This is a genomic window from Lactococcus sp. KTH0-1S (assembly GCF_052544945.1).
In genome coordinates this window covers 632773-656715 of sequence record NZ_CP195165.1, presented here as the reverse complement: position 1 = coordinate 656715, position 23943 = coordinate 632773, and the positions used below count along the sequence as shown (strand labels likewise).

The 23943-nt window shown below is 32.1% G+C and carries 16 protein-coding genes, 1 pseudogene and 1 other annotated feature; of the genes and pseudogenes, 5 read left to right on the top strand and 12 right to left on the bottom strand.

Annotation, left to right across the window (positions count from 1 at the left end; genetic code table 11):
* Nucleotides 1-4: 4 nt before the first annotated feature.
* Both ACRYLU_RS03325 and ACRYLU_RS03320 read right to left on the bottom strand, forming a co-directional pair.
* On the bottom strand, nt 5-2986 hold the full coding sequence (locus tag ACRYLU_RS03325) for a thiopeptide-type bacteriocin biosynthesis protein (RefSeq protein WP_445081211.1): 2982 nt from the start codon (nt 2984-2986) through the stop codon (nt 5-7).
* Between the two features lie 107 nt (nt 2987-3093).
* Nucleotides 3094-3267 carry a gallidermin/nisin family lantibiotic gene (locus ACRYLU_RS03320; RefSeq protein WP_015425978.1) on the bottom strand — a complete coding sequence of 58 codons (174 nt, stop codon included), beginning with the start codon at nt 3265-3267 and terminating at the stop codon, nt 3094-3096.
* A 1301-nt stretch (nt 3268-4568) separates the two neighbouring features.
* Between ACRYLU_RS03320 and ACRYLU_RS03315 the strand changes: the two are divergent.
* The 3 genes and pseudogenes from ACRYLU_RS03315 (at nt 4569) to brnQ (ending at nt 6719) form a co-directional block, all read left to right on the top strand.
* Nucleotides 4569-4840 (top strand): annotated as a pseudogene (locus ACRYLU_RS03315) ((4Fe-4S)-binding protein).
* Nucleotides 4840-5112, top strand: a complete 273-nt coding sequence (locus ACRYLU_RS03310) for a GNAT family N-acetyltransferase (RefSeq protein WP_021214922.1) — start codon at nt 4840-4842, stop codon at nt 5110-5112. The pseudogene ACRYLU_RS03315 and the gene ACRYLU_RS03310 overlap by 1 nt, the downstream one beginning before the upstream one ends.
* Before the next feature lie 236 nt (nt 5113-5348).
* Nucleotides 5349-6719, top strand: a complete 1371-nt coding sequence (gene brnQ / locus ACRYLU_RS03305; RefSeq protein ID WP_058203230.1) for a branched-chain amino acid transport system II carrier protein — start codon at nt 5349-5351, stop codon at nt 6717-6719.
* Between the two features lie 76 nt (nt 6720-6795).
* Here the strand turns inward: brnQ and ACRYLU_RS03300 are convergent, their stop codons facing one another.
* The 5 genes from ACRYLU_RS03300 to ACRYLU_RS03280 form a co-directional block, all read right to left on the bottom strand.
* Nucleotides 6796-8250, bottom strand: coding sequence for a collagen binding domain-containing protein (locus tag ACRYLU_RS03300; RefSeq protein ID WP_445081210.1), 1455 nt, complete (start codon nt 8248-8250; stop codon nt 6796-6798).
* Between the two features lie 26 nt (nt 8251-8276).
* On the bottom strand, nt 8277-9170 hold the full coding sequence (locus ACRYLU_RS03295; RefSeq protein WP_445081209.1) for a polysaccharide deacetylase family protein: 894 nt from the start codon (nt 9168-9170) through the stop codon (nt 8277-8279).
* 272 nt (nt 9171-9442) lie between these two features.
* Nucleotides 9443-10663, bottom strand: a complete 1221-nt coding sequence (locus tag ACRYLU_RS03290; protein ID WP_445081208.1) for a glycosyltransferase family 2 protein — start codon at nt 10661-10663, stop codon at nt 9443-9445.
* Between the two features lie 4 nt (nt 10664-10667).
* Nucleotides 10668-11699 (bottom strand): acyltransferase, encoded by a 1032-nt coding sequence (locus ACRYLU_RS03285; RefSeq protein ID WP_445081207.1) that lies wholly within the window; start codon nt 11697-11699, stop codon nt 10668-10670.
* A 483-nt stretch (nt 11700-12182) separates the two neighbouring features.
* Nucleotides 12183-14939, bottom strand: a complete 2757-nt coding sequence (locus ACRYLU_RS03280) for a cation-translocating P-type ATPase (protein WP_445081206.1) — start codon at nt 14937-14939, stop codon at nt 12183-12185.
* Between the two features lie 51 nt (nt 14940-14990).
* Nucleotides 14991-15034: a sequence feature (sodium ion sensor (DUF1646 type); this cis-regulatory element may regulate processes involved in with the transportation of sodium ions), on the bottom strand.
* A gap of 247 nt (nt 15035-15281) precedes the next feature.
* Between ACRYLU_RS03280 and ACRYLU_RS03275 the strand changes: the two genes are divergently transcribed.
* Nucleotides 15282-16445 (top strand): ABC transporter permease, encoded by a 1164-nt coding sequence (locus tag ACRYLU_RS03275; RefSeq protein WP_038599645.1) that lies wholly within the window; start codon nt 15282-15284, stop codon nt 16443-16445.
* A gap of 380 nt (nt 16446-16825) precedes the next feature.
* On the opposite strand, the gene spx is transcribed toward ACRYLU_RS03275, so the two are convergent.
* A complete protein-coding gene (gene spx / locus ACRYLU_RS03270) occupies nt 16826-17224 on the bottom strand; it encodes a transcriptional regulator Spx (RefSeq protein ID WP_003129597.1) in 399 nt (132 codons plus the stop codon).
* 158 nt (nt 17225-17382) lie between these two features.
* Nucleotides 17383-17913: a hypothetical protein gene (locus tag ACRYLU_RS03265; protein ID WP_003129594.1), complete on the bottom strand. Its 531-nt coding sequence runs from the start codon at nt 17911-17913 to the stop codon at nt 17383-17385.
* A 196-nt stretch (nt 17914-18109) separates the two neighbouring features.
* On the opposite strand from ACRYLU_RS03265, the gene ACRYLU_RS03260 reads away from it, so the two are divergent.
* On the top strand, nt 18110-18709 hold the full coding sequence (locus ACRYLU_RS03260) for an ATP-dependent Clp protease proteolytic subunit (RefSeq protein ID WP_003129593.1): 600 nt from the start codon (nt 18110-18112) through the stop codon (nt 18707-18709).
* 65 nt (nt 18710-18774) lie between these two features.
* On the opposite strand, the gene icd is transcribed toward ACRYLU_RS03260, so the two are convergent.
* From icd to ACRYLU_RS03245, 3 genes are read right to left on the bottom strand one after another with little or no spacing between them, the layout of a single operon-like run.
* The gene (gene icd / locus ACRYLU_RS03255) at nt 18775-20013 is read right to left on the bottom strand and encodes an NADP-dependent isocitrate dehydrogenase (protein WP_038599642.1); all 1239 of its coding nucleotides are present in this window, start codon (nt 20011-20013) and stop codon (nt 18775-18777) included.
* Nucleotides 20014-20033: 20 nt separating this feature from the next.
* Nucleotides 20034-22580: an aconitate hydratase AcnA gene (gene acnA, locus ACRYLU_RS03250; protein WP_445081205.1), complete on the bottom strand. Its 2547-nt coding sequence runs from the start codon at nt 22578-22580 to the stop codon at nt 20034-20036.
* Nucleotides 22577-23902, bottom strand: a complete 1326-nt coding sequence (locus ACRYLU_RS03245) for a citrate/2-methylcitrate synthase (protein WP_445081204.1) — start codon at nt 23900-23902, stop codon at nt 22577-22579. Before ACRYLU_RS03245 ends, acnA begins: the two co-directional genes overlap by 4 nt.
* Nucleotides 23903-23943 lie beyond the last annotated feature (41 nt).

Sequence of the window (23943 nt, the reverse complement as noted above, 5' to 3'; positions counted from 1 at the left end):
GTCCTCATTTCATGTATTCTTCCGAAACAAACAACCTTTGAAGTGTGTAATAAATTAATTTCTCTTTATCTCGTTCAATACCAATTAGTCGGTTATTATGGACATGAATGATACTGTCAATAATTGAATAAACTTTCTGAAGTTCAAAATCTTGAGCTATCATTTTTAAAAATAAATTTTTTATGGCATGCTTTAATTCTTTAAAATTCTTGTCATAAAAAATTTGGTCACCTAGATTATCAACTTTCAGAAGCTTAAGATAATGTTCAATCTTTTCATTGACATTTTCTTTAACCTTTTTAGGACTAACTAAATTCAAAAAATTAAGAATCTTTTTGTTATCATTCTGAAAGAAGCATTTCAGATATAAATAATTCACCAAGATTGATACATCATCGACTTTCCAATCATTATTAGTATCTTTTATCAATGTAAGCAAATTTGGAATAATTTTAGAATCGGCACAAAATATTGCTTCGGATAACTCTAAAGTATCAAATCCACCATATCTTTCTACTTCTTGATCATAAATAGAAATATCAAAAGTTGACATTATCCTATTTTTCTGACTCCTTTTTAAGATTTCAAGAATAGATCCGTAAGCTAAAAATAAATCTGAACATTTTATACGCAATCTAATATGTGGTTTAGGATCAGTATATCTTAGGAAGAATAGATTTCCACCCAGGTTTGCTACTATTTTCTGAATATCTGGAAGATAAGACAGTAAAAATTCATTTTGACGATTTATAGAAATGTACAACTTGAGATAAAGCCACTCGTTAAAGGGCAGTTTTTCACGCCGTTCAACCGAAACTCTTTTCTCTCTTATAAATGCTCTCCCTTCATTACCTAATGCTCTCGCTCTAATGAAAGGCACTACAACATCGGCAACTCTCCCCTTTTGTCCTTTATTTATGATATTTTCATCTTCAAAATATTCTTGTAGCTCTATAAAATCTTTTCTTTTTGAGCTCTTCTTTATCGCCGACTCTAAAATTTCCATATCCAATGGGTTTTCCTGTGATAAATAAACTTTATTATCTCCATTGACAATATAAAACTCTTTGGGAATTTCTTTGCTTTGAATAAGTTCTCTTATTGTCATCTTATTATTTACATCCCTTCCCCAAATTTTCCATTTAGCAGGAGATATTACTATTTCGTCAAATACTAAACGTGGAATATAATCAAAGTCCCTGTAAATAAGTTCCCAAGGTAAATTACCAAACTTGTCATCTAATGAAATTTCGTAAAGAAATCTTAGCTCATTACTGAATAACGTTTTATTGTACATGTTTGTAATGTAGAATTTCAATACCTCTTGAGTTGAAATGTCTCGTGCATAAAATTTTTCTTTTTCGTCTATTCCAATATAGATATTAGTTAACTGAACTTCATTGTGACTTGTACTTGTAAAAAATGGAAGTACTTTCCTCCTCATAATTGATGTATGCATAACGTTAGCATGTCTGATATTTTCTGGAAGAAATACTATTTCACACGATGTAATTTCTTTATTCTCATTTTCTCTTTCGACAGAATCTACTATCGTTCTATGATAACTTGTTAACTCCGGAGAGAGTGCAGAAAATCTACCTGATGCCCCTCCCAAATTATTATTTCCAACGATATCCCCTAAAATAAAAATATCTTTTTCATACTCCTTTGCCAAATTCAAAAATAATTCTACCCCTTGAAGTTCACTTTTCTTTTCTAAGTCCATTTTTTGGTAATGAGACTCTAAGTCGTCAAGATTAATTACATTATGATTTTTAATGGCTTCTATATACATGCTGAGGTACTTTTCTCTCTCCTCTTCTGAATAGTATAGAGTACTCGGTTCGGACTCATAAAAGTCTTTTCGAGGATGATTATAATTATATGGAGCTCCTATGCCAAATGTAGAATCAAATAATTCTGTTATTTGTACTTCTTGATCTACACCATATTTTTCGATAAATTTATCCTTATAGTCATCCAAATATGTTCTTCTTACAGATTTTGTCGTATTTCCTAAAAACTCAGCTAAATGTTCTAATTGTTGCTTTTGTTTAACATCAAAATTTATTTCACTATCACTAATTAAATCAATTTGAATATAATTATCATTCTCAAGAATTTGTGACATTTCCTGATATATTTCTTTCAGTTTCTCAATACCTTCACCAATTTCTATTTCTGAGTATTCTTGAATAAACTTTTGAACTTTTTTCAGAGGAATTATATATTTTTTATCTTCATCTATTGCTTCAACTTTAGTCAAAAAAGTGTCCCAAGAAAAATCTGACAACAAATCTTTTTGTAAATTAGAGATCAAATAATGATTAACTATCAGACTGCCAAGATATTGTTCCGATAGTTCTCTATATTCGTCTCCATAGCAAAGCGTTACAGTTTCACAAATATCTTCATATTTTTGATAGTCATTCTCACAAAATTCAGAAATAATTTGATAAACATTCGTATATTTAATATTTACTTCTTCAAGCTCACTACTATTTATGGTATAAACTTGAAAAACTCGATCTCCAAACTTATAATTCGCATTATTTCTAGTAAATGATAACTTTTTTGAGAAATCTACTTCCATTTTATGAACTAGGCGAATCAACCACTGAGTATCCAATCTTATACCCTTTGTAGTCTTTCCCATTAACTTGTACTGTGAACTTTTCGAAAAAACACCAATTGAAGTTTCACTAAATAATCCAAATGGAGTTGATCGTAAATAACTTCTCTTATAATACTTGTAAATAGATTCAAATAATTTTTTAACCCTTTTCTTCTTTAACAGACCAGCATTATATTTCTGCATAACATTATAGAGTTTAGGATTAGCTAGTAGTAACTGTTCCAAAAAAACTTTATTTTTACTTACAGTCTCAATGACTTGAGTATATTCAGTAAAACTCCGTTTATCGTTTGGAGATAATATTGTATTTCTTACTAAAAACGGTTGAGCTTTAAATGAACTTTTTATCATGTTTTTTCCTCTCTTTATTTTTATAAGCTATTTAGCAACCCTAAATAACTTATAAAAATAGGATAGTATCCATGTCTGAACTAACAAAATACTATCCTTTGATTTGGTTATTTGCTTACGTGAATACTACAATTACAAGTTGCTGTTTTCATGTTACAACCCATCAGAGCTCCTGTTTTACAACCGGGTGTACATAGCGAAATACTTGTAATGCGTGGTGATGCACCTGAATCTTTCTTCGAAACAGATACCAAATCCAAGTTAAAATCTTTTGTACTCATTTTGAGTGCCTCCTTATAATTTATTTTGTAGTTCCTTCGAACGAAATCATTGTATCTAACAAACTTCAGAATTTAATCAGAGCCGTTTATTATGATCGCGTTATCGACAATAATATTATTGCCAATACTTTCTCAAGATAGAATTAAGACTGTTTTAGATTTGTTAATGTTTCTATTGTCAGTATAGTTATAAGACTAGGTCATTCAATTATGTCTAAGACTCAATAAACCTATCTCTATATTATTCAGGAACTAGAAAATCAAGATATTAATAAAATTATTAAATATTCGTCAACTATAACTTAAATAAATATTTTTTGTAAAAGAGATTATTCTAATGATTTTAACTTGTTAATTTTAGGCTAATGAAGAGTGATGGTATTGTCGAGGCGTTTAAAGAATAGTCCAACTTCTGTTGTTCCTCATAATTTGAAACATTCAGAACTCAATCGTTTACAATTAATCATGATAAGTTCACTTGTCCTCCCCATAAATATTTATCTATTTATCTATTTATCTATTTGTTTTTGTCATTTTAACGATTGGATAATAACAAAAACCATCAAAATAGTAAATACTATCATGAAACTCAATGACTGAGATACATTTGATAAGGTTACTGCCGAACGTGCCTAAAAATAAGGTGACGGTGATTTTAATCTAAGTTATTGGCGTCAAACTCATGAGAGATTCCTTAAAACACATAGTATTTTTAAACCCGATATGCCAATTATTTGTTAAGAATACGAGCTTGTATACAAAAAAGGGAATTAAACAATAAAAAATCCAAGCATAAATACCTGGATAAAAAGTCTAACTTTTGGGGTGCACATCAATTCATTTATTTAGACTATCTCACTTAAGAGTTATTTGTAAATTTACTTTAATATTTTAAACTACAAAACCTACTATAGATTTTACAGTAGGTTTTGGATAAAGTAAATGCTGTATAGTTTTGCTTTGGTTAGTTCTTTGGTTCACTTTATTTTTATTAACAGTAAATCTTTTAAAACTAGGTTAAAACGCACTTTATATGTGTATCAAAAATTTCCATTTCTCTTTGAAACTCCTTGGCTGTAATTTTTTATAAGTCAATAAAGACTTTTAGTTATTATTAGGGCTTTTTATTAATTTATAATTGATTAATCCACCATAAATTATATTTCCTTTTTTATAATCTGTAGATCTCTTTCATCCCTTCTTAGTTCCTTCATATAATTTCAAAAATTTGTATACTACCTTTACTAATTACCTTGACAAATTTCATTTTAAAAATTACAATTGTAAACAGGAGGAAGTAAATGAGTAATTCAAAACTATTTGGAAATGATGTAACCGAAGAAGAGTTATTAAAAAAAATTATCGTAAATATCATGGCGGAAAAATGGATATTTACTACAATGTAGCAATTTGTGAACATGCAGGTGAATGTGTTAGAGGAAATCCTTTAGTATTTGAAGTTGGCCGTAAGCCTTGGATTATCCCCGATAATGGCGATATCGCTTCCAATCAATCAGTAATCAATAGATGCCCTTCCGGAGCACTAAAATATTTGGCGAAGGAGAAAAACTAATGAACATTATTGAAAGAGAAAATCTATTTGAACTCCTGTCAGATAAAGGAGAAGTCATTGGCGAAATGGCCTATATGCCTATGAATAATTCAATAATAATCACTCATACTGGCGTTTCACTTGACTATCGCGGTCAAGGCCTAGCCGAAAAATTAGTTCTTGCCGGAATCCAAAAAGCAAGACGCGAACAATTAAAATTAGGAGCCACTTGCCCTTATGCCGTCAAATATTTCAGAGAACACAAAGAAGAATTAACTGATGTTTTGAAATAAGCTAATTTTTAAATATAAAAGACCTTTTAGCGGGGTCTTTTTTATGTATTCTAAATTAAGCAAGAGAAAAATTTTTCTTCAAACTTTACTTTAACTCTGAATTTACTTGGTAATTTAAAAGGCTTAATAAAATCAATCGTCATGTTTTCTATAAAATTGTGTTGTAAATTCACAATTTTTTTGCTATAATAATTCATTATTTTATCTATCAAACAAATCAATTATAAGGAGTATTTATGGAGGAAAAATTAGCTGGTAAAGATTACCTCTTTATAGGGTCAATGTTATTCGGACTTTTCTTTGGTGCTGGAAATTTAATTTTTCCAATACATATGGGTCAAGAGGCCGGAGCCGCTATTTCACAAGCAAATTTTGGTTTTTTAATTACGGCAGTCGGCTTTCCCTTTTTAGGAATTATCGCCCTGGGAATTTCTCAAAGTAACGGGGTTTTTGAGTTAGCTTCCCGAGTCAATCGTATTTATGCTTATATTTTTACAATTTTACTTTATCTCGTTATTGGCCCCTTTTTTGCTCTTCCTCGCTTAGCAACCACTTCTTTTGAAATTGGAATTTCACCTTTTTTAAGTCATGAACTCCAAGCTCCACTATTGGCTCTTTTTAGTATCCTTTTCTTTGGAACCGCCTGGTTTCTGTCCAGAAAGCCAACAAAACTCTTAGATTATATCGGAAAATTTTTAAATCCCCTCTTTTTGGTTTTGTTAGGTATTATTTTGGTCATTGCTTTCACTCATCCATTAGGAAAAGTTAGCCAAGCAGAAATTGGTAAAGCCTATCAAGCCTCTCCTATTTTGACAGGTTTCACACAAGGTTACAATACTCTTGATGCCTTGGCCGCCTTAGCTTTTGGAATCATTATCATCACAACTATTCGCCAACGTGGCGTAAAAAATCCTAAAATTATTGCTAAAGAAACCATAAAAGCTGGCCTCATCAGTGTAGGACTAATGGCTATCATTTACACCTGCCTTTCTTACCTAGGTACTATGAGTCTTGGGCAATTTGCTATTAGTGAAAATGGTGGAATTGCTCTCGCTCAAATTTCCAACCACTACTTAGGAAATTTCGGCATGATTATCTTAGCACTCATTGTCATCATCGCTTGCTTAAAAACAGCCGTTGGCTTAATGTCTGCCTTTTCTGAAACCTTTGCCGAATTATTTCCTAAAAAAGAATACCGTTTTTATCTCCTCATCGTAAGTATTCTTCCTTGCATCTTTGCAAATATTGGTTTGACAAAAATTATAGAACTTTCAGTTCCAGTCCTCATGTTTTTATATCCCTTAGCCATTATCCTTATTTTATTAGCTTTATTAAGCCCGCTTTTTAAACATTCTAGACTCGTTTATCAGATAACAACTGCTTTTACACTTTTAGCGGCTATTATCGACGGACTCAATGCTCTTCCAGCCAGTCTTCACACAATTACTTTCATATCAGTAATAATTAATTTTGCTAAAGACTTTCTACCCTTTTTCTCCCTAGGAATGGGTTGGATTCTTCCGGCGGTTTTAGGCTTTATAATCGGATGTTTATGTCAAATCGCGATTACTGTATATAAAAATAAAAAGTCTTCAACACTTTCATAAAAGTTGAGAGCCTACAATATATAAAAGGAGTTTCAAATAATTGATAACTCCTTTTCTTTTACATCAACTCAGATAATTAAATTTTTGATTTTCTCTTAATATAAATCATTCCAAGCACCCCAGAAATCAATAGAAGTATTCCCAACACTTTGAAAAAATCCCGTGGGCTATCCCCCATTTTAGGCAACTCTTCAGACGTTTCTGATTCCATTGAAGAAGACGAAGTCGACATTACTTGTGAGGATGAACTAGGAGTAGTAATTGATTGGTCGGTTTTTTCAGGAGCTTCTTCTTTAACAGGGATGATTGTATTTATAAAATTATACCCCTCTTGTTGACTCGTGTAATTACTAACAGAAACCTCTTTTACATCATAATCGTAAAGTTTCCCACTTTCATCATACTTATCCAAATTGGTAAACGAATATTTCCAATTTTCTTTAGCCGTCACATCTCGTGAATCAACTTTCTCTCCATTCCGATATAACTCAATACTAATAAAACTTGTTCTTAAACCACGTGCATTATTGTCATCAATCCAAGTTTTCTCTCCAGAAATAGAAAGTTTCATACTTGCATTTCCATTTCCACCATTGTTAGGAGTATGAACTTCTACTACCTGTTTTTCAATATTTTCTCCCGTCAATTCTCCTCTATTTTCATACTGTTGAGAAAGCCCTCCATCCGTTGCCCTCGTTGAATAATCGATAATAATCGTATTTGAAATATCACCTAAATTCACGGTAAATCCGTTCACGCCATTTTCTAAAATACTAGCCTGAGGATAATAGCTATCAACATTATAATTCTCTCCATCACTACTATAAGTCACATTAGCTACCGAAATCGAACCAGAAACTAAATTCTGATTCCCACCAATAATATCAGTATAAATAGCTTTCTGGATATTTTCTTTAGCATAATTGATCCGAACCTGCCAATGAATTAAGGTTGAATCATTCTCGTCAACCCATCCCCATTTATAAAGTACCTCATCTTTATCCGGTCCTGTTGCCGGACCAATGTTAACCTCTGTTGTTCCTCCATCTTTCCAATCAACTACTACCCTTGTGTCTTCCTCTACTTTTTGTTCATCCCAATTAACCCAAACGGAAAATGAACCTTTAATGTCTGAAGTTGCATTTTCAACAAGTTTTGAAAAAGTAACAGTTACCACCTCCGTAAGATGATTAGCAACTGCCGTTCCGATAATATTTCCAGCTTCATCTTTTATTTCAAAAGTAATATCTTTTGATAAAGTTAATAAATCAGGAACATTGACACTCATTGTATCCCCCTGAGAAACGCTTCCCACTGGAATATCAAAATCCCAATGAGCCTGAACATCATCATAAATACCAAAATCTGTTTTCGGATTTCCCAAATCATCAGTCAGTTCATGTCCCGTTATAAATTTATTTCCATATTCAGCAGCAAATATATTTGAAGGTTTAAATAAATTAATTCCAACCAAGCACATCAATAAACTCAGAACCATTAATAATTTAAATGACTTATTCTTCGCCTTCATGAATATCTCCTTCTTATTTTCTCTTATTATTGTGTCCCTTCACTTAAGAGCCAATGTTTGATAGTTTTCCAATTATCCTTCGTAACAATCAACCTAGGAATATTACTATATAGTGTTTCATTAGTCACTACACCTGGAGATAGTGTGAATATTCCTTGAATTCCATCTTGTAGCATATAATCTTCTAAGTCTTTATTTTGTGCTCCATAGGGATAAGCAAAAACTTTTCCTTTTTGATCTAACTTCTCACCAAATGCTTTCTGACTTTTTTGGTAATCTTTTTGCACTACTTTTTTTGAAATATTAGTAGATAAAATCGGTTCAAAGTTTTCTTGATAATGTAAGTCATTCGTATGCAGCCCTGAAGTAATCAAAGGATTTTCATTCATTTTCTTTATTTCTTTCCAAGTCGACATTTGTGAACCATCAATGGTTTGTCCAACTTTTCCCGTGATAATGAATTGCGTAAAGGGTAAGTCTAATTTTTTCATTATTGGATAAGCGTTCTCTGGCAAAGACTTATCAATGTCATCAAAAGTAATCACTACTGCTTTGCCAATCACCTCTTTTTTATTAAGCTTCTCTATCAGTTCTGAACTAGTCAAAACTTTAATATGATTTTTCTTTAAAAATGTCATTTGCTGTTCAAAATCTTGCAAGAATACATTATATTCATGGAGTTGAGAATTATGCGAAATTGAATAAGCGAAATTTGTAAACACCGTATCTTTTAACACACGGTGATAACAAAGAACAATAATTCCATCATTGTCTTTAAGCAAACTCTCATAAGCAAAATCTGGCTGCTCCTTTTTTCCATCTTGTACATATTTTTTTGTTTCACGTGTGGACATAAACACCAAGATAGCAATAAGACCAAACATCAATATCAAAAAAATATTCTTTTTACTAAATTTCATATTATAAATCTAAGCCTCCTTCGTTAAAATATAAAGACTAGGAATCGTTAATATTGAAAGAAGACAAAAAAAATCATAAATTATATCTTCCCAATTTGTTATTGGAAACCCAATGATTACAAAAACAGAGATAATTCCATCACTATATATCCCCAGCAAAGAGATTAATAAAAGAATGAAAACAATTAATATAAACAGCCAACATAGTGAAACAGCCAAGAATTCCAAAAAATGTCGTTTTTTCATTTTTTTACGTATTACTAATTCCATTATTACACCCCTCTATCAGGACTTTCCCATTTTCCTTTATTTGTCCGATTAGTTAAAACAACAAGTTCAGCAGAAAGAGCACTAATCAAATTTAGAAACCAATAAGCAACTAGATAAGCTGGAAATATTAATTTATCAGTCAAGGATAAGCGACTCTCCCCTTTATCATTATTAAGTCCTAAAAAGAATACAAAAAATGAAATAAGAACAAAAATCACGATAATTTGACCCGATACTTTGAATTCTTGATTTAACAGCATTTGGAGAAAATACTGATAAGATTCTATTAAGAAAAACCAACTCCAAATATGACTACAAATCATTTCAATCAAAAGAAACCGATGTTTAAATTCTCCTCTTTTAAAAACCCATGATAAATTTGAAATTAATACTTCTACTCCACCAACTGCCCATCTTCTCCGTTGCTTTAAAAGAGATTTTAAATTTTCAGGAACGAGAATATAGCTTAAGGCTTTAGGGACATATTTGACTTTCCATTGATTACGATGAAGTCGCCAAGTGACATCAATGTCTTCCGTCATCACTTCGGTATTAAAGCCCCCAATTTCTTTCAAAGCCTCTACACGATACATAACAATCACACCTGATACGGTCATTATAGCGCCTAGAAAAAGACTTTGTGCTCTCTTAATCGCATCAATCACACTTAAATACTCTAAGGTTTGTAATTTCCCCAATAGAGTTGTTCTGTTTCTAACAATAGGTCGTCCAGTCACAGCCCCAATATCTGAACTAGAAGTTAATTCGGCCAATAAATAAGATAGAGCATCTTTAGAAAGATATGAATCCGCATCAATAACAAGCATATACTTGCTGTTAACTTGTTGCAAAGCAACATTTAAAGCCGTGGCTTTTCCCTTATTTTCCTTTTGCTCAAGAATAGTTAATGTTTCCCAATCGTCGAAAGATTTTTTTACTTCATAAAGTTTCTCCAAAGTGCGGTCACTACTCTTATCATCAACAATAAAGATCTCTAAGGAAGGGTAATTTAGATTACGTAGTGATAATAAAACTTCCTCAATCGTTTCTTCTTCATTGTACGCAGAAATAACAATACTAATTTTTTCAAATTCTTTTGTTTCATCAATTGATTTCTTATCTCTTTCTTTCCACCGAGATAAAAAAGCACCACTTGCCCAAATGTAGGACAAGATAATCGGATAATAAACAACATAAACATCTACCATTGTTGAGATTATCATAGTTTTAATTTTCCTTTCTTTCTTTTTTTCTCTTAAAAGGGAAATTTAAAACTTTTCCCACAAAAATTCCTAGTAATGCCGCACTAGTAAAGGCTACTGGAATAATAATCGGTCCTGCTATCACTCGTTGACTTAAGTTTGGAATTTCATGCTTAAAAAATCCATAGACAAACTGATCCGTTAAATCGGATATAAGATAGATAGTCAAAGTAGCGGTAGATAGAGCCTTTAGCAACCTAACGCTCCATTTTGGAATGGGAATTCTCCACAAGATTGCTATAACTAATACTGTCATTATGGCTGTTTGATAACCAAAATAATCATTGTGGTCTAGCCACTGGAATTCTTGATTCCAACTTGCAAAAGTGTCCGTCAAAGTAAAAATTGTAAGTGCACTTAAGAATGCTGTAACAAGTTTTCCTATTGAAATTTTCTTTATTTCATTTTGATAAGTATAAAGGCAAGCTCCGATAAAATAATAACTAACGGGATAACAAATTTGCCAATAGTCTGGAATAACTTTTCCAAAACTATTTAATAAAGAGGGTAAGAATGTTAGCAAACTTGCGATGAAGACAATATATAAATGATAATTTTTGATTTCTTTTTTATAATTCCAGATAATATTTAATAAAGGGATAAAAAGATAAAGTCCTAAATACATTTCAACATACCAAGAGTAAGAATCGGTTGAATAATCAAAAATTCCATTTATGGCTTTAGAGAAGTCGCTTCCTTTTCCAACAAGAGATAGAACTCCCCATACTAATAAAGATATACCTATATAAGAAATGATGACAGGAACTATTCCCAGAACATATTGAGCATTTAACTCTTTTCGATTCATTAAAAATCCAGTTGCTACTAAAAACAAGGGCACACAAGTAATTAAAATCGTTCTTATCCCAATCCAAAAAATTCCTAAAGTGGAATGAATTGTCATATCATAAAAGCCCGAATTTAATAAAAAATGGACCGAAATGACAAAGAATATTGCACAACTTTTCATTAAATCTATTGATGAATTACGTTTCATTTTTCTATATTTATAGCAGACAAATTTTGCTACTGTAAATCCTTTCTTTAATTTGGGTTATAACCGCTCAATTCAAACTTTGTAATTACTTTTCCTTTACATCACTAACTTGTCTCGAAATCATGTCATTATCCTAACTTTAATTTAATATGGATTTATAATTATCGAAAATCATTAATTTTTGATTGCAATCCACGAACTCATCACAGTATAACATAATAAAAAGAAATATTGTAATATTTAAATTACATATACACTCATTATAATAATATTTTTCACCTTTAATTATTACTAAAAACCATAAAGTAAAATATTTATAAATTAAAAAATCGCAAAAAACCTTTATATAATAGCACTTTTGCTAATTTTAAGCATAATAGGTAATGCTCTAAATAGCAAAATTAGAAATCAAAAACATATATTAGGTTTTAATTAGTAACATACAAAAAAAGCACTTACTGAAGTAAGTACTTTTGCATCAATTTACCATATTTTTATTTTAAAAACTTCTTTTATTCCTGACAATATTAGTGTAGGTAGAGCAGGAATAAAAATCACAAGTAGATATACAGGTAATGTTAACTGAGCAGTTCCCATCACACTATTGAAAAACGGAATGATTGTTACTAAAAATGAAGAAACTCCTGCAAATAACACTGCTCCAACAAGTCTAATATTCCCAAAAGGATTGCGTCTGAACAATGTTCTTGAACTTCTCGCATCAAATACATGCCATAATTGTCCATAAACTAAAGTCAGAAATGCAACTGTTTGTGCTTCACTAGCGTTCAATCCATTTTGAGCAGCTAGGAGAAATCCAAGATAAACCATCGCTCCCATAACTGTTCCCCTAATCAAAACCCTAGACCACGTGTGGTTAGCAAGAATAGATTCATTAGGGTTCCGTGGTTTTTCTTTCATCAAATCTGTTTCGGCAACATCATAACCCAAAGAAAAAGATGGAATCGCGTCACTCACCATATTAACCCAAAGAACCATTAAAGCAGTCAATGTCGGAGTCATTGCTGCTACATTTCCAACACTACTTCTAAATAAAACTAAACCTAATACAAGGGCCAAAACTTCAGCAACATTTGTTGTCAGTTCGTGTCTCATAAAGTTTTTTATATTGGCATAGATAGTACGACCGCTATAAACTGATTTTTCTATCGTTGTAAATTTATCATCTAGTAAAATGAGATCTGCAGAATCTTTAGTTACTTCTGTACCAGTAATTCCCATCGCCACTCCAATATCAGCAGCTCTTAAAGCTGGAGCATCATTTACTCCGTCTCCGGTCATAGCAACAACTTGTTGATGATTTTGGAGCTGTTTAACAATACGTTGCTTATGCTCTGGTGTCACTCTTGCATAAACATTAACATTTTTTACTTCTGCATAAAGCTCCTGATCTGACATTTCTTCAAGGTCAATTCCTTTTAAAACTATTGCATTTTTTTCCTTTACAATCCCCAAATCATAGGCAATCGCACGAGCTGTTTTTTCATGATCCCCTGTAATCATAACCACATTAATATTTGCATCATGAAGTTGTCTGATAGATTTTTTCACTTCTTCTCGTGGAGGATCAATTATTCCTGCAACTCCCGTTAATATAAAATCTTTTTCTACGTCTTCCGTGGCTCCGTATAATGCCTCTTCTTCATCAACTTTTTTGTAGGCCACAGCCAAGGTTCTTAGTGCTTCATCCGCATAATCATCTACCACTTTAATAAAGTTAACTTTTGACTGATCAGATTGGTCAACTATATCTCCAATCAAAATCCCCGAAGCTTTTTCCATTAAAACATCCGGTGCTCCTTTGGTATAAACGTAAAATCCTTCATCATTTTGAACAATAACGCTCATCATTTTTCTACTGCTACTAAAAGGAAGAGTTCTTATAATTTTATTGTTTTTTAATAACTTATTCTTACTATAGCCGGCTTTACTACCAAGAACGGTAAGAGCAACTTCTGTAGGATTACCAAAAGTTTTTACTTGCCCCTCAACTTCTTTGACACTTGAATCATTACACAAAACGATATTTTTCATAAATTGAGCAAAATTTACATTTTTTTCACCTTTTGATACCAAGTGAATTTCACCAATGGAACGATATCCCAGACCATCTACATTATACAGTTGGCCATTAGCATAAAATTTTGTAACGGTCATCTCATTTTGGGTCAATGTACCTGTTTTATCAGAACAGATGTAAGAAGTACTTCCTAATGTTTCCACACTACTTAGCGTTTTAATCAAACCTTTATTTTTTGACATTTTGACTGCACCGATTGTCAACACTATTGAGAGAACAACTGGTAAAGCATCTGGAATAGAGGCAACTGCAAGAGCGATTGAGGTTGAAAATACTGAAGTAATTGAGTTAATTGAAAATTCTCCAGAACTGATTAATCCAAATACAAAAGTTAATAAAACAATCCCAGCGGATATTTTCATCAGTGTTTTAGTAAGTTTTTTTACTGTTTCTTGTAATGGAGATGATTTTATTCCCTCATCTTTCATCAACTGAGAAATTTTCCCAAGTTCTGTGTTTTCTCCCGTGGCTACAACTATTCCAATTCCCTGTCCATTTGAAACGATAGAGCCAGAAAATCCCATATTCGTTTGATCACCAATTTCGACGTTTTCATTAATGACCTCTATATTTTTTATTATAGCATCAGCTTCACCCGTTAAATGAGACTCAATTAATTGAAGTTCATCAAGCTCTAACCATCTTATATCGGCCTCCACAAAATCACCTACTGTAACTTTTACGATATCACCAACGACTAGCTCATTTGATGAAATTTTTTCTAAGGCTCCATTTCTTAGTACAGATGCAAAACGATTGTTCATTTCTTTTAGTGAATTTAAATTTTTACGAGCACTGATTTCTTGCCAAAAACCTAAAAATGCATTTATAATAATCAAGATAGCTATAGCAATCGCTTCATATAAAGATTCTAAACCATGTTTTTTATCTCCAACTATTTGGAATGAATAAAATGAACTAAAAAATGATAGAGCGACTGCCCCTAATAAAACAATGATTATTGGTTCTTTAAAACTTTTAAAAAATACTTTTAAATAGCTTTCTTCCTTTTCTTCTGGAAGTTTATTTTCACCATATCTTTCTCGATTATCAGTAACCTGAGTACTCGAAAGTCCCCTATTTATCTTAACATCATAACTATGTAATAATTCTTCTTTGGATTTTTGATAAAATTTCATATCATCCCTTTCTAGTAAAAAACGACAAAAAAGAGCGCAAACCTCAAAACAATCTCCTCACCCTTGGAGATATGTCTTGAAGCTTGCGCCCAACCTAGTCGTTTATTTAATTAATTATATTTTAACATTATCCATATCGTAAGTCAATCCATTTTATATTGTTTTGACTACAACACAATATATAATTATATTAAAACTCAAATTATCCCTCCGTTCCCAAAACAAATAAGTTCCAGTAACCCCTTTAGTAAGTTAAATGGTAAAATATTATTAGAATGTATGAATTTATAATATGTACTATATAAATGAATTTTCCATTATTTTAAAGCTAGAAAGAATATCATGACTAAAAATTACTTAGAAATCCCTGAAGAACTTTATAATAAATTAAGTGATTATGCAGAAAATGACCAACTATCAATCCGTTTAGAAAATCAACAGATATTATTAGAAAATCCGAAAATTAATCATACCAATAAACAAAATTTAGCTTTACACTATTTTATAGTACCTAGTTTAGCATCTGGAATAATTGCATTGCTTATCTTTTTAAGTACCAATCATCCACAAATCGCATTTACGGGGAGCCGCCACCTCTCTGTTGCAAGTTTGAGCATAATTCTATCAACCCTTTTTGGTTTTTTTGGTTTCATATGGACTTATCTTCGCAAAAGTTGTGACTTATCCAAATCTAAATTTAAAATTTTTAGAGAAACTTTAACGCTATCAGTAGCCTATACAAGTATTTCTTTCGCTGTTCAAATCATTTTTTGGTACATAATTGGCAAAACATTTAGCGGAGTAACTTTTGACCCCTTTACTGCAGGGTTTCTTGTCTTAGTATTTGTTGGAATCATCTTTTATTTTCTTATTTCAGCAGCTCTTTCCGTCACTTTACCTAATCTTATTTTGCTACTTTTTATTACTTTCATAGGAGGTATTCTTGTTTCAATGGCGACAAACAATCAAAAAGATTGGTGGCAACATAATTTCAGCTTCTTAGGAACCGGTGAAGCCACGCAGCACTGGCAGTTCAATATCACCTTAATATTTTCTGCTCTTATTCTTCTAACCATAACTGATTTTCTCTTTGCCGAGTTTTCTAAGAGTAGCCTTTACAATTATAAATTTAAAATAATTCGTGTTTTTTATATTCTCATAGCATTTTTGATCGCTTTCGTCGGAATTTTTCCAGCCCAATCATGGACAATGCCTATACATAATAATTCTGCATTTGGTCTGGTTGCGGTTGTTCTTATTATGATTATCTTTCTTAAATGGTTAGTTCCCACCATTTCTAAAGAATTTTTAGCATTATCTTGGACTGCTTTGATAGCATTAATTTTGTCTGCCGTTGCCTTTATGGGAATTCACTATCTCTCATTAACGGTCTTTGAAATTATTGCTTTTGCTGTAGCTTTTACCTGGCTCGTTATGTTTATTAATTCACTCAGGGGAATTATTCAAGAAGGAAACGAATGGCAAGTAAAGCTCCTTCAAAAATAATTACCTCAAGCATCAGATAAGAAAAACAAAAAGGTTGAATTTTCAGAAAATTGTGTTATAATATTTTCACAAATATCTTTTGGTTGGAGGTTCATCATGGAATTTAAAAGTTTACTGCTCCTTTCACTTGCTGCAGTTTCTGCAGTTGATCCATACTTACCCACAATTTTTATTTCAGCCACAACGCTTGATGATATTGAATTTGAAGGATAACAATAAACATAAAATATTTTTTTAATTCATTTTCTTTTATTATCCAATAATAATTACTATGTACTCAACAAAAAACCATTGTTCCTTTCTGGCAGTGGTTTTTTTAAACAAAAAAAGACGCAAATGCGTCTATAAAAATTCCAATAAATGAATATTTTAATTATGAATTAAATTGCTGAACGCAAACGAGCGCCACCATTTTCTAAAACACGAACTGTACGAGGTAAAAAAGCGCGAATTTCTTCTTCATTATATCCAACATGAAGACGTTTTTCATCCATAATAATTGGACGGCGCATGATTTGTGGATTTTCAGAAATAATTTTAATTGCTTGTGAAAGTGAAATATCTTCAAAATCAACACCCAAAGTCTTCACAAAGCGATTTCTACTTGAAATTAATCCTTCAACACCATCGTCGCATTTTTGTAGAATTTGACTAATCTCTGTTGTTGATAAAGGATCCGCGATGAGATTTCTTTCGTTAAATGGGATGTGGTGATATGAAAGCCAAGTTTTAGCTTTTTTACAGCTCGTACAAGAGGGTGCTGTATAGATTGTGATCATCGTCTCTCCTTCGTGTATATTTATTTATCTAATAGTATTAAACATCAATGATTGTACAATTATACCATATTTATAGACTTAAAAAAAGACCTTTTCAAATTTTTTTCACAAATTTTTTCAATAAAAAAACCACTGAAATCAGTAGTTTTTTTCATGCTTTAGATATTATAATGTTGTTTTTTCAACATTGATGGATAAACATTTTTAGCCTTTTGTAACTCTCGTTTTTTTGCCTCAATATCATCAGTAATTTCGACAGAAAAATTCTCGAAAATTGTACGAGACTCTTTGAAAATATATCCCCCATTTTTCAAGTCCTGCTCGTCATCAAATACAGCTAAATGGTGAGAGAGCTTTTTGAAAAATGTATTCAAAAAATAAGTTGGAATGTATAAATTATACATTGAAGTGTAGTTCTTCAAAAAATTATAATCGTAAAAAGGAACTTTTACATCACTTTGAGGATTAATTAATTCTTTATCACTCCCAGTAATTGGGCGATTAAGAATTTCAATAACTTTTTGATTAAGTGTGTTACGAACTTCAATTTCACGAAGTAATTTTTCAATTGTTAATCGTTTCTTATAACGATTTTCATCATAAATTTTGTAAATGTAGATGCCTGCAACCATTAGCCACGCGCCAATAATCAGACCAAAAATCATTGCAATAATAAGTTCTGTATTCATGTCATAATTATAACAAATTTGAAAGCGTTAAGAAAGTTTAAACTCTTTTTTTATCAAGTTTTAGGAAAAGTCATAAAAAAAAACAATATTCTTTGACCTTTTTTGACCAATGAGTTATAATATAGAAAAATAAACAAATGAATTCAATTTTATCTAAAATTAAATTCATATCTTATTTATAAAGGAGATTCAATCTATGGGTTATTTAGTACCTACCGTTATTGAACAATCAAGCCGTGGCGAACGTGCTTATGATATTTATTCACGACTTTTAAAAGACCGCATTATCATGCTGACAGGACCTGTTGAAGATGGAATGGCAAACTCTATCATTGCTCAACTTCTTTTCTTGGACGCACAAGATAACACTAAAGATATTTATCTCTACGTAAATACCCCTGGCGGTTCTGTATCTGCTGGTCTTGCCATTGTTGATACAATGAATTTTATCAAATCAGATGTTCAAACTATCGTTATGGGAATGGCTGCCTCTATGGGAACAATCATTGCTTCAAGCGGAACAAAAGGCAAACGATTCATGTTGCCAAATGCTGAATATCTTATTCACCAACCAATGGGTGGTACAGGTCAAGGCACTCAACAAACTGATATGGCTATTGTTGCTGAGCAACTTTTGAAAACTCGTAAACGTTTGGAACAAATCCTTGCTGATAATTCTAATCGTTCACTTGAACAAATTCACAAAGATGCCGAACGTGACCATTGGATGGACGCCAAAGAAACTTTGGAATATGGTTTCATCGATGAAATTATGGAAAATAATTCCTTAAAATAATGATGTAAATTTTAAAAGCCCTGATTTCAGGGCTTTTTTATTTTTCTGATTATCAATGTAATTTTTTAATATGTTTTTATAAAATCAATCAAAACGTCGGAAAATTTTGAAGTTGAAAGTTTTCCACCTAAATCAGCTGTCAAATTTCCATTCATGAATGAAAATGAAAGAGCATGTTTGATTAATTCAGCTACCTCTTGCCAGCCTAAATACTCAAACATCATCACTCCAGATAAAATTAAACTAGAAGGATTTGCTATATTTTTTCCAGCAATATCTGGAGCTGTTCCATGAGTTGCTTCAAAAATAGCATGACCACTTTTATAATTAATATTCGCACCTGGTGCAATTCCGATTCCTCCAACCTGTGCGGCAAGTGCGTCTGAAATATAATCACCATTTAAATTAAGAGTGGCAATTACTTCAAAATTGTCAGGATTTAAAATAATCTGTTGGAGGAAGTTGTCAGCAATTACATCATCTACATAAATTTTTCCTGATTTTAATGCTGCTTTTTTCTCATTTTCAGCTTGTAAACTTCCTCTTTCATTTTTGATTTTATCGTATTCTAGTTTTGTAAAAGTTGGATATTCCTTAGCAGCCTCATAGGCCCAATTTCTAAATCCTCCTTCAGTAAATTTCATAATATTTCCCTTGTGAACAAAGGTCACTCGTTTTTTGTTCATTTTCAGAGCATAATCAAAAGCCGCATTAACCAGTCGTTTACTTCCTTCAGGACTAACAGGTTTTATTCCTAGTGCCGAAGTTTTTGGGAAGCGAATAGAATGGATATTCAATTCTTTTTCTAAAAATTTTAATAAGCTGTAAGATTCATTTGTTTCACTAGCAAATTCAATACCTGCATAAATATCTTCTGTATTCTCTCGAAAAATTGTCATGTCAACTTTTTCTGGCGCTTTAACTGGGGATTTTATTCCTTTAAAATATTCAACTGGTCTTACGCAAGCATATAAATCCATTTTTTGTCTTAAAGTAACATTAATTGAACGAAAGCTTTCCCCAACTGGGGTCATTAGTGGACCCTTTATTGCAATTAAATTTTCATTAATATGAGCGAGAGTCTCTTTGGGCAAATATTCTCCACATTTCTCAAACGCTTCTCCTCCTGCCAACAATTTTTGCCAATCTATTTTCTTTTTTTGATCATAAATTTTTAAAACCGCAGCATCAAAAACTTTCTGCGCCTGAGGAAAAATATCTTCGCCAACACCATCTCCACTAATATATCCAATTGTTGGATAATTTGGCACAACTAATTTTCCATTTTCCATCTCAATTTTCATAATAATTTTCACCTATTTTTTTATTTTTTGCGAATCACATAAGGCATTATACCGCCATTCGCATAGTAATCTAAATCTGCCTGAGAATCAAAGCGTAAAAGAACCTCAAAATTTTTTTCGTCAGTATATACAGTAATTTTTTCATGAATTTTGGGATTTTCTGGTAGCTCGATAGAAAAACTTTCATAACCACTTAATCCTAAAGTTTCGGCATTTTCATTATCTAAAAACTGCAGAGGAAGAACACCCATCATGACGAGATTACTTCGATGAATACGTTCAAAACTCTCAGCAATTACAGCCTTGACTCCAAGTAATTTTGTTCCCTTAGCCGCCCAGTCTCGACTCGATCCCATTCCATAATCCTTACCAGCAAGAACGATTAATCCTTGCCCTTTTTCTTTATATTTTTTTGCTACCTCATAAATAGGTAATGTTTCATTATTGAATAGAGAATAGCCTCCCTCAAGAGGAGCAACAAGCTGATTTTTGATACGGATATTAGCAAATGTTCCCCTTGTCATTACTTTATCATTTCCGCGTCTTGAACCAAAACTATTAAAATCCTTATAAGCAAGTCCTCGAGAACTTAGATAATCCCCAGCTGGGGATTTTAAAGGGATATTCCCTGCTGGACTAATATGGTCAGTCGTGATAGAATCGCCAAATTTTGCTAAAACATGTAAATTTGAAAGTGAAGCTATCGGCTTATTTATCATAGTTAAGTTTTCAAAATATGGTGGATTAGAAATATAGGTAGATTCAGATTTCCAGTCATAAACTTCACTTTTCTTTGTTTTGATATTGTTCCAGACTGTATTTTCATCAAAAATCTTAGCATAACTTTCAGCATATAAATCACTTGTTACGTATTTTTGTACTAAATCATTCACTTCATCAGAAGTTGGCAGAATATCTTTCAAATATACCTTTTCAGCTTCTAGATTAGTCCCCAGAGCAACAGTTGTTAGATTTTTACGAACAGAACCCGCTAAAGCATACGCAACTACTAATGGAGGACTTGCCAGATAGTTCGCCTTCACTAATGGATGAATTCGACCTTCAAAATTTCGATTGCCACTTAAAACACTCGTTGCAATCAGTTCTTTATTTCTAATCTCCGTTTCCATTTCACTTAAAAGTGGTCCTGAGTTACCTATACAGGTTGTACAGCCATATCCTACTACATAAAATCCCAACGTTTCAAGATAAGGAAGAAGACCCGCCTTCTCTAAATAAGAGGTAACAACTTTTGAACCAGGAGCTAATGAAGTTTTAACCCAGCTAGAAACCGCAAGTCCTTGTTCTACTGCATTTTTTGCAAGTAATCCCGCCATCATCATAACATGTGGATTACTCGTATTGGTACAACTTGTAATAGCGGCAATTGCAATTTTTCCATCCTCTTCTTTCAGAGGTTTTTGTTTTTTAGCAAAGTTTTCAAAGTTATTTGCTAACTCAGACAATTCAAGCATATCTTGGGGACGAGAGGGACCTGATAATCGTGTTGCTACTTCATTTAAATCAATATTAATTATCTTATTGTAGTATGGTTCATGTTTTTCGTCATAAAATAACTTATTTGCCTTTGCATAGGTTTCTACTCGCGCAACCACTTCCTCAGAACGATTTGTCGCTCGAAGATATTTCAAAGTTTCATTATCAATCGGAAAATAACCACAGGTGGCACCATACTCAGGAGCCATATTTGAAATTGTCGCTCTATCTGCTAAACTTAAATTTTTTAATCCTTCTCCAAAAAATTCAACAAATTTTCCTACCACTTTTTCATCTCGTAAAATTTTTGTGATTGTCAAAGCTAAATCTGTTGCAGTAGCAAATGCACCTAACTTACCTATTAATCTAACTCCTACTACTTCTGGAACAGTCAATGAGCTAGGCTCTCCTAGCATCACTGCTTCTGCTTCAATTCCTCCTACTCCCCAACCAAGAACACCAAGGGCATTAATCATTGTTGTATGGCTATCTGTACCAAAAACACTATCTGGATATAAAACGCCATTTTTTTCGGTAATTACTTCACTTAAATATTCAATATTTACTTGGTGAATAATACCAGTTGCTGGAGGGACTACTCTAAAGTTATCAAAAGATTGCTCTGCCCATTTTAAAAATTCGTAACGTTCACGATTACGTTCAAATTCTTTTTTTGAATTTAACAGAAAAGCCTCTTCATTTCCTTGAAAATCTACTTGAACAGAATGGTCAATTACCAAATCCACTGGAATTTCTGGGTTAATTAATTCAGGGTTCTTTCCTAATTTAACCATTGCGTCTCTCATTGCCGCAAGGTCAACAATAGCTGGTACTCCTGTGAAATCCTGAAGAACCACACGACTTGGTAAGAAAACTGTTTCTTGACCAACTTCCCCTTTTAAATAGTCTTTAACGGATTGAATATGATCCTGATTAATATTCTCATCATTTTTCTGTCTAATCAAACTTTCCAAAAGAACTCGTAAACTATATGGAAAATCTTCAATTCTTTCAGTTTCTGAGATATCATAATAATGGTATATTTTATTAGAAATACTTATTTTTTTCATCTTTCCCCCAATTTTATATATTTTTTTGATTCTAAGACACTTTCATAGGCTGGACGGATAATCTTATTCATATTAATTAGTTCTTCTATACGATGTGCTAACCAACCTACAATTCTAGCAATCGCAAATAATGGAGTAAATAATTCTTGTGGAATTTCTAATATTCTATAGACAAAGCCAGAGTAGAAATCAACATTTGGACAAATCGTTTTATATATTTTTCGATTTTCCGATATTACTTTAGGAGCTAGCCTTGCAACTTTTTCATATAACTTGAATTCCTCTTCCAATCCTTTTTCTTTTACTAAAGTCTCTACATAGGACTTAAAAACCTCAAATCGTGGGTCGCTTACACTATAAATGGCGTGACCAATACCATAAATTAATCCTTGCTTATCAAAAACTTCTTTATTTAAGATTTTATGGAGATACTTTTCTATTTCAGCGTCATCTTCATAATTAGAAATATTTTCTTTTATATTTTCCAACATTTTTGCTGCCTTAATATTAGCTCCACCGTGTTTAGGCCCTTTCAAACTGGAGAGGGCAGCAGCAATTGTAGCATAAGTATCTGTTCCACTTGAAGTGACCACATGAGTGGTAAAAGTCGAATTGTTACCTCCACCATGTTCCATATGAAGAATCAAGGCAATATCTAATACTTTAGCCTCTACCTCTGTGTAATGGCAGTCTGGACGAAGCATTCGTAAAATATTCTCAGCGGTCGTCATTTTTGGATCAGGATAATGAATATAAAGACTTTCTTTTTTAAAATAATGAACATAAGATTGGTAACTGTAAATCGCAAGAAGTGGAAAATCAGCAATAAGTCCCAAAGATTGTTCTAAAACATTTTCAATCGAGATATCTGAAACTTTCTCATCATAACTAGCAAGAGCTAGTATACAACGGCTCATCGAATTCATCACATCACTCGAAGGGTTGGTTAAGATAGTTTCACGGACAAAAAATTCTGGTAGAGTTCTCCTGCTGGCTAAAAGACTTTGAAATTCATGAAGTTCATTTGCTGTGGGAAGTTCTCCAAATAATAATAGATAAGTTATTTCTTCAAAACCAAAACGATTTTCTTTTCTTAAATCATTAATAATATCTTTGATATTATAAGCTCGATACTCTAAAATACCGGGAATTTGGTTTCCTTCTTTATCAAAAGAATGTATCGCCGAAATATTGGTTAAACCCGCTAAAACTCCTTTCCCATTAATGTCTCTTAAACCTTTTTTAACATTGTACTTTTTGTAAAATTCACTAGGAATTTGTGAATTTTTAATCATTTTTTCTTCTTTACTTAATAAATTCATAAACGCCTCCATCTCTTTCATTATTATACACTTTTTATTCC

What these genes read in the sequence shown, in the direction of transcription:
- ACRYLU_RS03310 (WP_021214922.1), top strand. Translation starts at nt 4,840, where the DNA reads ATGAACATTATTGAAAGAGAAAATCTATTTGAACTCCTGTCAGATAAA.
- ACRYLU_RS03290 (WP_445081208.1), bottom strand. Translation starts at nt 10,663, where the DNA reads ATGATAATCTCAACAATGGTAGATGTTTATGTTGTTTATTATCCGATT.
- acnA (WP_445081205.1), bottom strand. Translation starts at nt 22,580, where the DNA reads ATGAAAAAAATAAGTATTTCTAATAAAATATACCATTATTATGATATC.
- ACRYLU_RS03320 (WP_015425978.1), bottom strand. Translation starts at nt 3,267, where the DNA reads ATGAGTACAAAAGATTTTAACTTGGATTTGGTATCTGTTTCGAAGAAA.
- brnQ (WP_058203230.1), top strand. Translation starts at nt 5,349, where the DNA reads ATGGAGGAAAAATTAGCTGGTAAAGATTACCTCTTTATAGGGTCAATG.
- ACRYLU_RS03265 (WP_003129594.1), bottom strand. Translation starts at nt 17,913, where the DNA reads ATGAATACAGAACTTATTATTGCAATGATTTTTGGTCTGATTATTGGC.
- icd (WP_038599642.1), bottom strand. Translation starts at nt 20,013, where the DNA reads ATGAAAATTGAGATGGAAAATGGAAAATTAGTTGTGCCAAATTATCCA.
- spx (WP_003129597.1), bottom strand. Translation starts at nt 17,224, where the DNA reads ATGATCACAATCTATACAGCACCCTCTTGTACGAGCTGTAAAAAAGCT.
- ACRYLU_RS03325 (WP_445081211.1), bottom strand. Translation starts at nt 2,986, where the DNA reads ATGATAAAAAGTTCATTTAAAGCTCAACCGTTTTTAGTAAGAAATACA.
- ACRYLU_RS03260 (WP_003129593.1), top strand. Translation starts at nt 18,110, where the DNA reads ATGGGTTATTTAGTACCTACCGTTATTGAACAATCAAGCCGTGGCGAA.
- ACRYLU_RS03245 (WP_445081204.1), bottom strand. Translation starts at nt 23,902, where the DNA reads ATGAATTTATTAAGTAAAGAAGAAAAAATGATTAAAAATTCACAAATT.
- ACRYLU_RS03295 (WP_445081209.1), bottom strand. Translation starts at nt 9,170, where the DNA reads ATGAAATTTAGTAAAAAGAATATTTTTTTGATATTGATGTTTGGTCTT.
- ACRYLU_RS03300 (WP_445081210.1), bottom strand. Translation starts at nt 8,250, where the DNA reads ATGAAGGCGAAGAATAAGTCATTTAAATTATTAATGGTTCTGAGTTTA.
- ACRYLU_RS03275 (WP_038599645.1), top strand. Translation starts at nt 15,282, where the DNA reads ATGACTAAAAATTACTTAGAAATCCCTGAAGAACTTTATAATAAATTA.
- ACRYLU_RS03280 (WP_445081206.1), bottom strand. Translation starts at nt 14,939, where the DNA reads ATGAAATTTTATCAAAAATCCAAAGAAGAATTATTACATAGTTATGAT.
- ACRYLU_RS03285 (WP_445081207.1), bottom strand. Translation starts at nt 11,699, where the DNA reads ATGAAACGTAATTCATCAATAGATTTAATGAAAAGTTGTGCAATATTC.